We start from the raw sequence: 13,404 nt of genomic DNA on the forward strand, positions 1-13,404 counted from the left end.
TGGTGTTTTTTTGACTAAAAAAGCAGATATTGAAAAAAAATTTCAAAAAAGTGCATTTTTTTTTGTTTTTACGGTTGAATTCGATTTTCTCGCCCCTATTTAGAAGTCATCTAAACAGAACAACGAATTTTGAAGTCGGAGAAGATTCATGGGTAAAATTATTGGAATCGATTTAGGTACTACTAACTCTTGTGTAGCAGTACTTGATGGTGAAAAAGCACGCGTTATCGAAAACGCAGAGGGCGATCGTACAACCCCTTCTATTATTGCATTTACTGCAGAAGGTGAAACGCTTGTAGGTCAACCTGCTAAGCGCCAAGCGGTTACAAACCCACAAAATACATTATTTGCAATCAAGCGTCTGATTGGTCGTCGCTTTGAAGATGAAGAAGTACAACGTGATATCGATATCATGCCGTTTAAAATTGCAAAAGCAGACAATGGCGATGCATGGGTAGAAGTACGCGGTGAAAAACGTGCTGCACCACAGATTTCAGCAGAAGTTCTTAAGAAAATGAAGAAAACTGCTGAAGACTTTCTTGGTGAAGAAGTAACTGAAGCGGTAATCACCGTACCAGCTTACTTTAACGATTCACAGCGTCAAGCAACGAAAGATGCAGGCCGTATTGCGGGTCTAGAAGTTAAGCGTATCATTAATGAGCCAACAGCCGCTGCACTTGCATACGGTATGGACAAGAAGCAAGGTGACAACGTTATTGCTGTATACGACTTAGGTGGTGGTACGTTTGATATCTCAATCATTGAAATCGATGAAGTAGATGGCGAGCACACATTCGAAGTATTGGCGACAAATGGTGACACGCACTTAGGTGGTGAAGATTTCGATAATCGCGTTATTAACTACTTAGTAGACGAGTTTAAGAAAGATCAAGGGATTGACCTTAAAGTTGACCCACTAGCGATGCAACGTGTTAAAGAAGCGGCAGAAAAAGCGAAGATTGAACTATCTTCAGCACAGCATACAGAAGTTAACCTTCCTTATGTAACTGCAGACGCAACGGGTCCTAAGCACATGAATGTGAAGCTTACTCGTGCAAAACTTGAGTCTTTAGTTGAAGACTTAGTAACTCAGTCTATCGAGCCTCTTAAGCGCGCGCTAGCTGATGCTGACCTAACAGTAAGTGATGTAAATGACATCATTCTAGTTGGTGGTCAAACACGTATGCCACTGGTACAAACAACGGTTACAGAGTTCTTTGGTAAAGAGCCTCGTAAAGATGTAAACCCTGATGAAGCGGTTGCCGTTGGTGCAGCTGTTCAAGGTGGTGTATTAGCTGGTGACGTTAAAGACGTACTTTTACTAGACGTTTCTCCATTGTCTCTAGGTATCGAGACTATGGGTCAAGTAATGACTGCGCTAATCGAGAAAAACACAACGATTCCTACTAAGAAATCGCAAACATTCTCAACAGCTGAAGATAACCAATCTGCGGTAACTATTCATGTATTGCAAGGTGAGCGTAAGCGTTCAAGTGATAACAAATCTCTTGGCCAATTCAACCTTGAAGGTATTCGCCCCGCACAACGTGGCGCACCGCAAATCGAAGTGACTTTTGATGTAGATGCTGATGGTATCTTACATGTATCTGCAAAAGACAAAGATACAGGTAAAGAGCAAAAAATCACAATCCAAGCTTCTTCAGGTCTAAACGACGAAGAAATTGAGAAAATGGTACGTGATGCAGAAGCGAATGCAGAAGAAGATAAAAAGTTTGAAGAGCTAGTTGCTTCACGCAACCAAGCTGATGCAATGCTACACGGTACTCGTAAGCAAGTTGAAGAAGCGGGTGAAGAACTTCCAAGTGAAGATAAAGAAGCAATTGAAGCGGCTTTAACTGAACTTGAAACTGCGATTAAAGGCGATAGCAAAGAAGACATCGATGCTAAAGTACAAGTACTTGCAGAAAAGTCGCAAAAGCTAATGGAAATCGCACAAGCTAAGGCGCAAGCACAACAAGCAGGCCCTGATGCTGGTGAGCAACAGCCAGGAGCTGGCTCAGCTAAGCAAGACGACGATGTTGTTGATGCTGAATTTGAAGAAGTTAAAGACAACAAGTAATTGTTGACTTGTAAGGGCGCGCTGGCGAATTTCGCTTGTCGCGCCCTTAGTGTATGTAAATTTGGGTAATACATGCTTACGTGTGGATTCCATAATGGCAGATACTTCATTTGCCAACCAATTAGAGTAGTGTGATAACGATGTCAAAAAGTGATTATTACGAAGTACTTGGTGTTAGCAAAGATGCCAGTGATCGTGACATAAAAAAAGCGTATAAGCGCTTAGCCATGAAATATCACCCAGACCGTACAGCAGGTGATACTGCACTCGAGGCCAAATTCAAAGAAGTAAAAGAAGCCTACGAAGTACTGACTGACAGCCAAAAACGTCAGATGTATGATCAATATGGTCATGCCGCATTTGATCAAAACGGTGGCACTGGAGGCCATGGTGGTGGTCAAGGTGACTTCGGCGATATTTTCGGTGATGTGTTTGGTGACATTTTTGGAGGGGGCGGTGGTCGCCGTCAATCTCGTCAACAACGTGGTGCCGATTTGCGTTACAACATGGACCTATCTTTAGAAGAGGCGGTTCGTGGTAAAGAAGTTGAAATTAAAGTACCTACATGGGTAAGTTGTAAGCCATGTGATGGCAGTGGTGCGAAAGCGGGTTCTAAACCGAAAACATGTTCTACGTGTCATGGTGCCGGTCAAGTACAAATGCGACAAGGTTTCTTTGCTGTACAGCAAACTTGTCCAACATGTAATGGCACAGGTCAAACAATCTCAGACCCATGTAATAAGTGTCATGGTCAAGGTCGTGTTGAGAAGACCAAAACGCTTTCAGTTAAGATCCCAGCAGGTGTTGATACGGGTGATCGTATTCGTTTATCTGGCGAGGGTGAAGCTGGTATGCATGGTGCGCCAGCAGGCGACTTGTATGTGCAAGTTTCGGTAAGAGAGCACCCTATCTTTGTGCGTGACGGTAACAACCTATACTGTGAAGTACCGATCAGTTTTACCACTGCAGCAGTGGGTGGCGAAATTGAAGTACCAACGCTAGATGGTCGTGCTAATTTGAAGATCCCTTCAGAGAGTCAAACAGGCAAGATGTTCCGTATGCGTGCGAAAGGCGTCAAGTCTGTACGCAGTGGTGCGGTGGGTGATTTGATCTGTAAGGTCGTGATTGAAACACCGGTTAACCTAAATGAACACCAGCGTGACCTTTTAAAACAGTTAGAAGACAGCATGGGTTCAGATGGCAATAAAAACCGTCCGAAGGCACAAGGCTTTTTCGATGGTGTAAAAAAGTTTTTTGATGATTTAACGAAGTAAATTTCGTCGTAGAAATCACGTTTTAAAGCGGTGCCTAGGGCACCGTTTTTTGTATGGTTAGTTTAATAGTACGAGATAGTCCTGCTCACTATCACATTTGCAGCCAATCATTCTACGCTGGTCACTGAAAATGAGCTTTCCAGATTTGCACCCCAATATTTCGCATTTAGTACTACAGGCCAAGTTGCTGGTCCATAAAGAATACTCGGTCATCATAAATTTGATCGCGAAGAAAGCCACAAACATTAAAAGTAAAACCCTCCAGTTACGATTAAGCATATCCTAAACCTGTTATCACACTGCATTATTAGACTTTAGTCTAATGTATGAATTAATCTAGTAGGGCATATTGATGTGTAGACGCTGCAAAGGGGATCTTATGACACCAGCAATAAGGTTATTGGAAAAATACCGAATACCATTTGAGGTATTGCAATTTAAGCACCTGAAAACTTCTGTAAACTTTGCAGAGGAAGCGGTGGAACAACTCGGTTTAAATCCTGAGGAAGTATTTAAAACCCTCTTAATTAATGTGGATGGTGTTTTACATGTGGCGATATTACCATCAACGCATAGAGTGGATTTGAAAGCTTACGCAAAGGCGTGCAAGGGCAAAAAAGCAGTGCTGGCCGATGTACAGCAAGCACAAACGAGTACTGGGTATGTGGTCGGTGGGATCAGCCCCTTAGCACAAAAAAAGCGACTAAAAACATTGCTACATTATAGCGCTGAGTATCATGCCCATATTTATGTCAGTGCAGGGCGAAGAGGCGTTGAAGTAAAAGTGCCTCCATTGGATTTATTGCGGGTATGTCGTGCTGAATTTGCACATTTTTAGCTATCAATCGTTATATTTGGCGCCGATATAGGCTGGGTGTTACACCAACATGTTGCTTGAAATTTCGACCAAAATGGCTTTGATTTGCAAAACCACATAGTAACGCAATCTGAGCGAGTGAGTGCTCTGAGGTTTCTAGGGCCATTTTTGCATACTCAATTCTTATCGACATTAAATATCGCTGAGGAGTTTGGGCAAAATTTAACTTAAACATACGACAGAAATGATATTCGCTGAGTTCGGCTAAATCAGCTAGTTCAGACAACAATATTTGGCGACTAAAGTTACCATGGATAAAATCGGTCACTTGCTTGGCTTTTTTCGGTGAAAGCCCTCCGGTGATGATTCTTCGTGTATTTTTTAACTCTAAACTTTGTAATACGCTGACAAGGATAGTATCGGTGAATTGTTCTATTGCCAATATGTTGTGCTTATCATACCAGTCAGTGTCGTTAATTTGGTGACGGAACAAGGTTTCTAACTTAGCGTTTTCAAAAAAATTCGTTCTGGTAGGCAAACTTGTCGTGGATCAATATCGAATACTTTGAGTGCGGTATGTTTGAGGTGTGCATCACTAAAATATAAATGAACAAACTCTTGAGGAACACCAATTTCCCAGCGACTTTCACTATTTTGTGGCATAAGACAAAATCGTCCTGGTGCACCATTAGAGGAAGGCACATCGGTACGGTGTGTTTCATAGCCGCCATTAAGGTACATACTCAAGGTATGTTGTTGTTGGTTTTGGTAATACAACCGCTCGTACTGATTTGTGTAGTGTGACCATTCGACTTCATTACGCAGCAGAGTATGCCTAACACACTGTTTTTTCGATTGCGCAAAACTGACATGGGGATTTTTGTTTGGCATGTGTCTCTACATACTATTTATTCTTAAAATTTAGCTTATCTTAAGTGTTTGTTAGTCGCAATTACTTGTGCTGGAAGCTATACGTAATAACCGCAAGATCATGTTAATTTCGGCAATAACGTGACATATCCATTTGCTCCAACGAGACATACTTAATGACATTATTGCTTAGGAGTACAAAAATAATGTCGTTAATTTTATATTTTTTGTTGGTGTTTGTTTGGGGGTTATCGTGGATTGCAATTAAGTGGCAGCAAGGGGATGTCGCCTTAGAAGTGTCGATATTTTACCGATTTTTCATTGCTGCCGTCATTATGCTGGTGATGGGTAAGCTTATGAATAAGTTGCAGCATACATCTGGTCAAGATCACGTTTGGTTTGCTCTGCAAGGCGCGAGCTTATTTTGTTTTAATTTTATCGCATTTTATGTCGCAACATCGTATATACCCAGTGGGTTAGTTGCTTTACTGATGGCAACAGCGCCACTTTTTAATAGTATTCATGGGCGACTCTTTTTTGGTGCACCTATTACCTTTAATTTTGTTTTAGGTATGTTATGTGGGTTAGTGGGTATAGGTTTTTTATTTGCGAACGAGCTGTCTACTTTGCAGCTATCTTTAAATACGTTGTATGGCGTACTTTATTCATTGGTTGGCACATGGTGTTTTTCCATAGGTAACATGCTGAGCGTTAAAAATACAAATAAGGGCATTCGGCCATTCACAGCAACCAGTTACGCAATGATTTACGGATGTGTATGTTTGCTCTCAATCATATTCTTCAAACAATTGAATTTCAACTTTGAGCTTACTACTTTGTATATCGGTAGTTTGCTGTACTTATCTATTCCTGCCTCGGTCCTTGGCTTTACCGCATTTCTAGTGCTTGTTAATCGTATAGGTGCCAGTAATGCGGCTTATATTTTAGTTTGCACGCCAGTTATTGCATTAACGATGTCGAGCATATTTGAAGGATATATTTGGACGTTTAGCGCTGGTGTTGGACTTGTCCTAATTTGCCTAGGCAATGTGGTTTCACGTATGCACGAAGACATGTTCAATTTAGCAATTCGTTTGTTTAAATGGCGACCTGTAAGGTTGACGGATCAATAACTGAACTCTCTATTCTTACTCAGTGACGTAATGACTAACGGTATTTTTACCAGAAAAGTTACTTCACTGATGCTAAATACGAGATTTAAATAAAATTGATTAAATTTAATTTTTAAATTGTAACATTATGATTATTAATGTTTTAGTTTGATGAATGCAATTGTGTTATTGAGAGAGAGTATAAAAATAATTATTGAGTATTTGATCTAAACTGATTTTTATGCAGTAATGTACTTATATCTACCTGGTCGGATGAGTTGATTATGAGCTTAAGAACACAATTAAAAAAAGTATTACCGAGTATTTCAGTAACTGAACAAGAGGCATTAGACGCAGGGGACGTTTGGTTAGAAGGGTCGATTTACCGCGGTAAACCTGACTTTGATGCATTACGTGCCGTTCCTGAAGCGAAGTTATCTAATGAGGAACAAGCATTTCTAGACGGCCCTGTCAAAGAGCTTATGGCAATGGTAGACGACTCGGTTATTCAAAACAGTAAACACTTGCCTGATCACATTTTAGAGTTTTTGAAAAAAGAGCGATTTTTTTCTTTGATCATTCCCAAATCGTTTGGTGGTTTAGAGTTTAGCCCTTATGCAAATTCAACCATTGTAGGCACAATTGCAACCAAGTCTTCAGCAGTTGCAGTGACGGTAATGGTACCAAATTCATTGGGGCCTGGTGAACTATTACTCCATTATGGCACCAAAGAACAACAAGCCCATTATTTACCTCGATTGGCAAATGGACGTGAAATTCCTTGTTTTGCGTTAACAAGTCCTGAGGCTGGTTCAGATGCTGGTGGGATCCCAGATTGTGGGATTGTTACCAAAGGCATGTATGAAGGAAAAGAAGTTATTGGTATGGAAGTGACATGGAATAAACGCTATATCACACTCGCACCAATCGCGACCGTTTTAGGGCTTGCATTTAAAGTGGAAGATCCTGAAGGGATTTTAGGAGGCAAAGAGCACTTGGGCATAACGTGTGCGTTAATTCCTAAATCTCACCCAGGAGTAGAGCTAGGTAATCGCCATGATCCTATGGGGATACGATTCTACAACGGAACAACGCGCGGTAATAAAGTGTTCATCCCGATGGAATTTATCATTGGTGGCCAAGAAAATATTGGCCGAGGATGGCAAATGCTGGTCAGTTGTTTAGGCGCAGGCCGTGGTATTTCTTTACCTGCCTTGGGGGTTTCCACGAGTCAAGTGTCTTTCAAGTCTGCATCAGAATATGCCGCTGTGCGTGAACAATTTGGTTTGTCCATCGGACAATTTGAAGGTATTCAAGAGAAGCTTGCTGATATTGCAGGTAAAACCTATTTACAAGAGTCGATGCGAGTATTAACAACCGAAGGTTTAGGCATGGGTCTTAAGCCATCTGTAGTCACTGCAATTGCAAAATATCATATGACCGAAATTGGTCGAGATGTGCTTGATTCTGCAATGGATATTCAAGCGGGTAAAGCGATTCAAAATGGGCCTCAAAATACGCTAGCAAGCGGTTATGTTGCACAACCTATAGCGATCACCGTTGAGGGAGCAAATATCCTTACCAGAAACTTAATGATCTTTGGTCAAGGTGTCATGCGATGTCACCCATATTTACAATCGATGGTTGAATCTATACACAGTCAAGATAAATCAGCAGATAAAACATTTAATAAAATTTTTAGAAAAACGGTAGGCTATAGTGTTGGTAATGGTTTGAGAGCATTCGGCTTAGGCTTGATGCCGTTTACTGCGAGTAGCACATCGACTTTGCCTGAAGTGCAGCAATACGAAAAGGCGGTGCATCAGTTATCAGCGAAACTGGCAGTTTATGCGGATTTCTCTTTACTGGTATTAGGTGGAAAGCTAAAGCAAGCTGAAATGTTGTCGGCCCGTTTAGGTGATGTGATGAGCCATTTGTATGGTGCGATGGCAGCAATTAAGTATTATGAACAGAAAGTTGCCGTGAGCGATAGACAATCAGCTGCACCATATTTTCATTATGCAACTCGTTGGTCATTGCAAAGCGCAGAGAATGCACTTCACAAGTTTTTAGATAACTTCCCAGCTCCAGCAGCACGTAAAGTAATGCGTACAATTACTTTGCAATTTAGACATAAAATGCCAGCAATATCAGATGATATGATACGTGAACTAGCCAAAGCGGCACAGCAAGATACGGCTTTCAAAGCGCAGCTTACGCATTTGGTAAAACCGAGCCCAGGTGACGGACACGACATAAATGAACAAGCATACAAAGCAAAATTAGCGTGTTTAGATTTACTATCTAAAGTTAAAAAAGCACTGCGTAAAAAAGACATTAAACCAGGAGTTCGTTTCGGTGAAACGTTGGATAATGCCTTGGCAGCGAGTTTAATTAATGCGCAAGAGTATGCACAATTAGTTGATTATAATAAAAAGCGTGAAAAAGCGATTCGTGTTGACGAATTCGACTTTGATATGAATTTGTTAGATGACAATGCTCAGCCTATTGAGCAGGTAAAACAAGCAAGCTAGTCAACAATGCCTAAGCGCTCGCTGTATCAGCGCTTAACTACTCAAAAACCTCGATGTATCATCGAGGTTTTTTTATTGTTTTCGTTTGATGATAATAAATGACATGCGTGATAGGGTACGCAAAAATGGGGTGACGTTTAGAACAAGTATGACGGTATATTTAAAGCAATTAAAAAATGCGTTTGATCAGGTTACACTCTACGATGATATACACACATTGTGGAGTGGGTGTGGCTCAATCATTAAAGCCAATATTGATGGGCAAGATGTTGTTATTAAACATACATTTGTACCTGACTCACTGAAACATCGGCATATTATGCAAACCGATATAGCAAAGCAGCGGAAGGCCAAGTCATATGCCGTTGAAATGGACTTTTATCAATTTATTACTGCGGCGTTACCTGCTCACATTGATGTACCTGAATTAATTTGGTCTGCATCATCAGATGTTAGTAATACATTGGTTTTTAGAGATTTTTCTGTTTCTGGTTTTGTGACCCCTGAAATTGCAAGTCTAGCTGATATTAAAGGGATTATTACTTGGCTGGCTCGATTTCACGGCACATTCTTAGGCGTAAGCAGTCCCTTAATTGAACAAAAGCTGTGGTCTCAGGGCGGCTACTGGCACTTAGCAACTAGACCTGACGAGTATCGTAAAATGGCGGATTGCCCAGAGAAAATTCATGCAGCTCAGATGGATACAATAATAACAAATAGTCCATTTAAAACACTGATCCATGGTGATGCGAAACTCGCGAACTTTGCTTTAAATCAACAAATGGTTATTGGCTATGATTTTCAGTACGTAGGGAAAGGTATTGGTCTGCAAGATGTGATGTTATTTTTTACCAGTGTATTCAATGCTGAACAGTTAACTGAGCATTGTGATATGTTACTCGAGTTTTATTTTGAGGTATTACAACTTGCTTTGTACAATAGGTTCGAGCTGCGTGTTATTCAACATATCGAACAGTCATGGCGTGAAGCATGGCCTATCATATGGGCTGACTTTTATCGTTTTTTACTTGGTTGGAAGCCAGATCATTCCAAGATCAACCCCTATATGAAAATGCAGTCAAAAACGGCTGTGGCACAGATGGTATTGTAATTGGCAAAAAGGCGCTGTGACAAACACAGCGCCCAAGGTATTAATCAATAATGCTATTATTTACACGAAGCACCACGGCGCCAAACGTTAGAGAACACGTCTGGTTGTGCGCCTCGTGACCACCAAATTGCAGCATACTCATTGTTTTTGTATGCAACCTTGTCGCCTACACGGTAGTACTTCGAACTATTCCATGCTTCAACTCCTTGACAACCGCCGCCCGTTGAACCGTCGGTTACAGTAACTGTCGCTGTTTTTGAAGAGGTTTTCTGGTCTGCGCCTGTCGCAGTCAAAGTTACTTGGTAGCTACCAGCAGCCGCATAAGTGTGATTAGGGGATGTCGCGGAACTGCTAGACCCATCACCGAAGCTCCAATTGTAGCTTTGTGCATTTGTTGATGAATTACTGAAGCTGACAGTTAAACCAGATGCGTTATGTGAAAAGTTAGCCACTGGTGTAACAACTGGGTCACCATTACAGCCATTTTGGGCAATATAGTCATATGCTGCTTTAGCTTGCACAATACCATATCCGTATGAGGTATCTTTACCCGCAGCACCTTTATCTTTGGCTGTAACATTTAAGATGTTACGGATCTGCTTGTTGGTACATTGAGGATAGTGACTCCATACGAGTGCGGCGACACCTGAAACGTGTGGCGTTGCCATTGATGTGCCACTGATACTCTTATAGCCATTGTTATTCCAAGTAGAATTAACGCCAACACCTGGCCCCGCAATTTCAACTTGGCTATTATATTGTGAGAAAGAGGCTTTGTTTTCGCCACTATCAACGGCTGCAACAGATACAACATCATCATATGACGCTGGGTAACTTAGGCTGCTATTTCCGCCATTACCAGCGGCTGCAATGTGTAAAACACCACGGTTGTAACTCGCTTGGAACGCATTACGCTCTGCTGTAGAACTACCACTACCACCTAAACTCATACTTGTTACATTTGCGCCAGCAGCTTCACATTGTTCAATGGCTTTAATTAAATCTGAACCATAAGCCCAACGTCCTTGGTCGTTAAATACTTTAACGATATGGAGTCCAAGTTGACCTGATGGATTCACACCTACAACGCCTTGGCCATTGCCGCCAACCGCCGCGATTGTACCCGCCACGTGCGTCCCGTGACCATTACCATCGTTATACCAGTTGCCAGTATTATTGCTGCCATGGCCATCGTTACCTGTGATTCCAGTGCTAGGAAGATCTGGGTGATTCAGTGTATAACCGGTATCCATGATACACACTTTACGATTACCGCTCATCGTATCTGCAAGTTGGTTCGCTTGGACCATACCAATACCGTAAGGGGTTGATTCAGCCATTAAATAGCGTTTTGGATCTACTTCAACCAACGCAACATCATCACTTTCAGCCAGCTGAGTCATTTGCTCTTGAGTTACTTCAGCTACAAAGCCATTCACACTTGGCAGCGTTGAAAGTGCTGGAGAGTTAACTGAGCTAGCAAACTCAGCCAAAGTTTGCTGTTTGAAAGACGTTAATTCTTGACCAGACATTTTAACTGGTAAGTGAGCATTAACCGCTTGTGACTTTAGCGTTACTATCACGCGTTGAGTATCTTGAGCGTGCGCAGTTAGAGATGCACATATACACGCTGATAGCGCTGTCATTTTTAAGCTTGTTGAAACCATATTTTTCATTTTCTATTACCTTAGTTACATGTTGTTAACGGCTGTAAATAAAACAGGTAATTAGTTCAGTGTCAATTGTGTGTAATTTACCCAATAATAAATTGGTGGTATTAAATTTTAATAATGATGGTAATTCGGGGTTTTTAATTTGATATATATATGTTGTTTACATTAGCTATTTATTAATTTGTTTATTTTGGAAATTTTTAAGTTATTTAAAAAAACCATTTAAGACATCTAGGTTATAATTCAAAGGGGAGCTCGCTGTCTCAGAGAATTGTGTAAAGTCAATTTCTGTAACATTTTTGTCATGTATTGCTCGATACAATGGCATGTATTTTTCACTAAACACGTCGAATATCGGGTACAGTTCTTCACTCTGTATTGGCTTTTCATTGCGAGCATGGTCATAAATTTTCACCATGGCTAATCCCCCAGAGTGACATGTCCACCAACCGAAGCATCTAATGCGAGATGTTGGTTTTTGTCCCAATTGATACCCCCAACTTTGACTTTTTTACGAACACCGAGCTTCTCAAGTGCTTGAACTGATCCCATTGCCATTGCATCATTTGCTGCCCAAATAATTTTGGTGTCTGGTAGCCGTTGCATGAGCTCTAACGTGAGTTGAAACGCTTCATCATGAGACCAGTTAGCAGATATTCGTTGTTTTAACTGTAAGCTAGTTTCCCTATTAGAATAGCTCAGGAGACCTTGTTCTCTGTTTCTGGCTGCTAAAGTGGCGGTCTCACCCAACAATGCAATCATCTGATTACGTGTATATGACTTGGGTGGTGTTACAATGGTGTTGAGGTGTTGCGCAAGAAACTTTCCTGCTTGAAAGTTATCAGGCATTATGCTGCCAAGAATACCAAAGCCTTTACTATTGATGCGTTTCATCTGTTGATCATGCGGCTTGTTCAATAGAAAAACAATAGCGGGGTGCGTTTGTGTTGAGTTTATGATCGTGTCTGTAATTACCGATTTTTCATCCACTAAGATTAAATAGCTGCTGGTATCTTGTAGCGCTTTTCTAACCATTTGTTTCATAACAATATGGTTGCGTTCAGCATAATGTACTGTTAACTGTATATCTAAATCATCCGCCGCAGCTTGCATAAATAAGGTAACGTTGAGCCAGAAGTCTCCTGTCGGGTTTTCAAACTCATAGCCTGGATTAATAAAAGTAACTTTTGTACTCGATAGTGCGTGGCAGGAAAATATAAACAAAAATGCAAGGCTAATAATTGGCAATTTCATCGTGTATTCTAATAATGAATCTTACTTACTATTATGACACATATTCAGACTTTCGACGTTGTTTCGTAAAGGCCCTTTACACGGCAAATGCATTTTTTTAATGCGTGATAGCAGGTATAATACAGTCTGTCTATTATGGGGGCGTTATGTATAAAATACTATTACTCATCGGTGTAATTTCTTTATCGGTGAGTGCACAACAATCAAGTGAACTATCAGTTGATATGAAAAATATTGGCTTGAGCTACAAAAAAGTTATGCACGCAGAGAATAAAGTCGATTTATTAATGTCATTGGAAGCGATGGCTACCTTGATATCAAATATTCAAAAAGAGCAATTTAAACCAGATCTGCAAAAGCAATCAATCGAGGGGTTAGAAAAAGTGCTTAGCGTCATTTCCGTCGCGAAAAAGTACGCTGAAAATGATGATATTAAAAGTGCCAAAAAGGCCTTAGAAAGAGTTGATAGCTATAGAAAAGAATATCATAAGCTGCATGAGCCTCCCAGTATTTGGCAACTGTTATTTGGTTAATTTCAGTCATATATTAACGGTGAATTATCCACATTGAACTATGTATAGAACTTTTGGATAAGAAATTAGAACGAGTGTATTCTTCAATCACTTTTTTGACTAGAGCCTCTTATTAATTAAAGCTTGCTTTGTATTAGGAACGATCC

General features: G+C 40.7%; 12 protein-coding genes. 7 read left to right on the top strand and 5 right to left on the bottom strand.

Annotated features, from left to right (window positions below; genetic code table 11):
* The first annotated feature begins 148 nt into the window (after positions 1-148).
* The 3 genes from dnaK to ybaK all read left to right on the top strand — a co-directional run bounded on the left by dnaK (position 149) and on the right by ybaK (position 4,192).
* The gene (gene dnaK / locus J8L97_RS05835) at positions 149-2,080 is read left to right on the top strand and encodes a molecular chaperone DnaK (protein WP_211048212.1); all 1,932 of its coding nucleotides are present in this window, start codon (positions 149-151) and stop codon (positions 2,078-2,080) included.
* 140 nt (positions 2,081-2,220) lie between these two features.
* Positions 2,221-3,354: a molecular chaperone DnaJ gene (gene dnaJ / locus J8L97_RS05840; protein ID WP_211048213.1), complete on the top strand. Its 1,134-nt coding sequence runs from the start codon at positions 2,221-2,223 to the stop codon at positions 3,352-3,354.
* Between the two features lie 379 nt (positions 3,355-3,733).
* Entirely contained in the window at positions 3,734-4,192 is a 459-nt protein-coding gene (gene ybaK, locus J8L97_RS05845) for a Cys-tRNA(Pro) deacylase (protein ID WP_211048214.1), read from the top strand.
* Between the two features lie 10 nt (positions 4,193-4,202).
* Here ybaK and J8L97_RS23375 read toward each other — a convergent pair whose 3' ends face one another.
* Positions 4,203-4,664, bottom strand: a complete 462-nt coding sequence (locus J8L97_RS23375) for a helix-turn-helix domain-containing protein (RefSeq protein WP_247688545.1) — start codon at positions 4,662-4,664, stop codon at positions 4,203-4,205.
* Positions 4,665-4,669: 5 nt separating this feature from the next.
* Positions 4,670-5,062: a hypothetical protein gene (locus J8L97_RS23380; RefSeq protein ID WP_247688546.1), complete on the bottom strand. Its 393-nt coding sequence runs from the start codon at positions 5,060-5,062 to the stop codon at positions 4,670-4,672.
* Between the two features lie 185 nt (positions 5,063-5,247).
* Here J8L97_RS23380 and J8L97_RS05855 point away from each other — a divergent pair, with 185 nt between their 5' ends.
* The 3 genes from J8L97_RS05855 (at position 5,248) to J8L97_RS05865 (ending at position 9,798) form a co-directional block, all read left to right on the top strand.
* Positions 5,248-6,174: a DMT family transporter gene (locus tag J8L97_RS05855; RefSeq protein ID WP_211048215.1), complete on the top strand. Its 927-nt coding sequence runs from the start codon at positions 5,248-5,250 to the stop codon at positions 6,172-6,174.
* A 263-nt stretch (positions 6,175-6,437) separates the two neighbouring features.
* The gene (locus J8L97_RS05860; RefSeq protein WP_211048216.1) at positions 6,438-8,687 is read left to right on the top strand and encodes an acyl-CoA dehydrogenase; all 2,250 of its coding nucleotides are present in this window, start codon (positions 6,438-6,440) and stop codon (positions 8,685-8,687) included.
* Positions 8,688-8,790: 103 nt separating this feature from the next.
* On the top strand, positions 8,791-9,798 hold the full coding sequence (locus J8L97_RS05865) for a phosphotransferase (protein ID WP_211048217.1): 1,008 nt from the start codon (positions 8,791-8,793) through the stop codon (positions 9,796-9,798).
* Positions 9,799-9,854: 56 nt separating this feature from the next.
* On the opposite strand, the gene J8L97_RS05870 is transcribed toward J8L97_RS05865, so the two are convergent.
* The 3 genes from J8L97_RS05870 to J8L97_RS05880 all read right to left on the bottom strand — a co-directional run bounded on the left by J8L97_RS05870 (position 9,855) and on the right by J8L97_RS05880 (position 12,725).
* A complete protein-coding gene (locus tag J8L97_RS05870; RefSeq protein ID WP_211048218.1) occupies positions 9,855-11,474 on the bottom strand; it encodes a S8 family serine peptidase in 1,620 nt (539 codons plus the stop codon).
* 202 nt (positions 11,475-11,676) lie between these two features.
* On the bottom strand, positions 11,677-11,889 hold the full coding sequence (locus J8L97_RS05875) for a hypothetical protein (protein WP_211048219.1): 213 nt from the start codon (positions 11,887-11,889) through the stop codon (positions 11,677-11,679).
* Between the two features lie 2 nt (positions 11,890-11,891).
* A complete protein-coding gene (locus J8L97_RS05880) occupies positions 11,892-12,725 on the bottom strand; it encodes a substrate-binding domain-containing protein (protein WP_211048220.1) in 834 nt (277 codons plus the stop codon).
* 146 nt (positions 12,726-12,871) lie between these two features.
* Between J8L97_RS05880 and J8L97_RS05885 the strand changes: the two genes are divergently transcribed.
* Complete coding sequence (locus tag J8L97_RS05885) at positions 12,872-13,258, top strand: cytochrome b562 (RefSeq protein ID WP_211048221.1); 387 nt, start codon at positions 12,872-12,874, stop codon at positions 13,256-13,258.
* The last annotated feature ends 146 nt before the right edge of the window (positions 13,259-13,404 follow it).

The sequence above is a fragment of the Pseudoalteromonas sp. MMG012 genome, assembly GCF_018100875.1.
GTDB classification, from domain to species: domain Bacteria; phylum Pseudomonadota; class Gammaproteobacteria; order Enterobacterales; family Alteromonadaceae; genus Pseudoalteromonas; species Pseudoalteromonas aurantia.

Excerpts from the sequence above, each read along its gene's own strand:
- J8L97_RS05860 (WP_211048216.1), top strand. The coding sequence starts at position 6,438 with ATGAGCTTAAGAACACAATTAAAAAAAGTATTACCGAGTATTTCAGTA.
- J8L97_RS05880 (WP_211048220.1), bottom strand. The coding sequence starts at position 12,725 with ATGAAATTGCCAATTATTAGCCTTGCATTTTTGTTTATATTTTCCTGC.
- J8L97_RS05855 (WP_211048215.1), top strand. The coding sequence starts at position 5,248 with ATGTCGTTAATTTTATATTTTTTGTTGGTGTTTGTTTGGGGGTTATCG.
- J8L97_RS05870 (WP_211048218.1), bottom strand. The coding sequence starts at position 11,474 with ATGAAAAATATGGTTTCAACAAGCTTAAAAATGACAGCGCTATCAGCG.
- J8L97_RS05885 (WP_211048221.1), top strand. The coding sequence starts at position 12,872 with ATGTATAAAATACTATTACTCATCGGTGTAATTTCTTTATCGGTGAGT.
- dnaJ (WP_211048213.1), top strand. The coding sequence starts at position 2,221 with ATGTCAAAAAGTGATTATTACGAAGTACTTGGTGTTAGCAAAGATGCC.
- J8L97_RS05865 (WP_211048217.1), top strand. The coding sequence starts at position 8,791 with ATGCGTGATAGGGTACGCAAAAATGGGGTGACGTTTAGAACAAGTATG.
- dnaK (WP_211048212.1), top strand. The coding sequence starts at position 149 with ATGGGTAAAATTATTGGAATCGATTTAGGTACTACTAACTCTTGTGTA.
- J8L97_RS05875 (WP_211048219.1), bottom strand. The coding sequence starts at position 11,889 with ATGGTGAAAATTTATGACCATGCTCGCAATGAAAAGCCAATACAGAGT.
- J8L97_RS23380 (WP_247688546.1), bottom strand. The coding sequence starts at position 5,062 with ATGCCAAACAAAAATCCCCATGTCAGTTTTGCGCAATCGAAAAAACAG.
- ybaK (WP_211048214.1), top strand. The coding sequence starts at position 3,734 with ATGACACCAGCAATAAGGTTATTGGAAAAATACCGAATACCATTTGAG.